Below are 1,275 nucleotides of genomic sequence, written 5' to 3' on the forward strand. Positions count from 1 at the left end.
TTGCGTCAACATTTATGCAACACTAGTGAAACCTTATCTATATATTTTTATTTTATGCTATACTTATTAACTAGACTTTTTGAATTTATTTACATAATAAAAGTTCAGAATATACACAACTGGGGGCATCAATATGTATAAAGAAAAATGGTACCACTCTGCGTGGTTTATTGGCGTATTATTCGCTTGCTGGCTATTAATCATTCCACCGATTGTTGGAATCATTCTCATTATTCAGCGTCATAAATCATGGAAAGCATTCCAAACACGCTTTCAAGAAAGCAATCTTGATCAAATTTTAGATGCAAAAGCTACGTTACAACAGTTAAATAAGGATATTAACGAAGCTACATCGAAAAAAGAACGTTTGCTATCTGAATATGAAGACATTCAATCCGTTACCACTCTAGTGGATGACAAGAAAAAAATTGAAGAAAAAATTAAAGAATTTAATTTAAAATGCCAAGGCATTATTAATGAAACAATGACTGCTCAAGAAAAGTTAATTGTTGTTCAAGATGAGTTGTTAATGCAATCATTTGGCTTTTATGAACCAAAATATAATTTTGAGAACTCTGAAGCTTACAAAGCTAAGTTGGATGATATTCGAAAAGAACAGAAGCTGATGGTTACAGAAAAATCCGCTACGAATCATTCCTTAGATTGGACTATTGGTAATGATAAGAAAAAAGGAAAAGAATTTATTTTGGATACCATAAAATTAATCCTTCGAGCGTTTAATAACGAATGCGACAATATCATTTCTAAAGTGAAATTTAATAATATTGAAGTTAGTGAGAAAAGAATTCATAAAGTATATGAAGATTTAAATAAGCTAACTGATATGCAGCGTGTGTTCATTAAGAGAGAATACTTGGAACTAAAACTACAAGAGCTATACTTAAAATACGAATTCGAGCAAAAGAAACAAGAAGAAAAAGAAGAGCAGCAAGAGATTAAAGAGCGCATGCGTGAAGAAGCTCGTGCTTTAAAAGAATTGGAGAAAGCGAAAGAAAAGGTAGAGAAAGAAGAAAAACACTTCGCTCAAGCTATTGAAAAAATGAACAAACAGCTTGCTACATCACAAGATCATGAAAAAGAAGCGCTTCTTGAAAAGTTAAAGCAGTTAGAAGCACAACTTGAAGAAACCAAACAAAATAAAGAAGACGTCTTATATCGTGTTCAAAATACTCGTGCTGGATATGTATATATCATTTCTAATATTGGCTCTTTTGGTGAAAATATATCACTAGTGTTGCATAAATGTTGACGCAA

Annotated in this window: 1 protein-coding gene; it reads left to right on the top strand. The window is 31.5% G+C overall.

What is annotated here, in order from left to right:
• Positions 1–133: 133 nt before the first annotated feature.
• Positions 134–1,270 (top strand): SNIPE associated domain-containing protein, encoded by a 1,137-nt coding sequence (locus AC1UFB_RS16675; protein WP_482589520.1) that lies wholly within the window; start codon positions 134–136, stop codon positions 1,268–1,270.
• Positions 1,271–1,275 lie beyond the last annotated feature (5 nt).

It is taken from the genome of Priestia sp. KCTC 13724 (genome assembly GCF_056820425.1).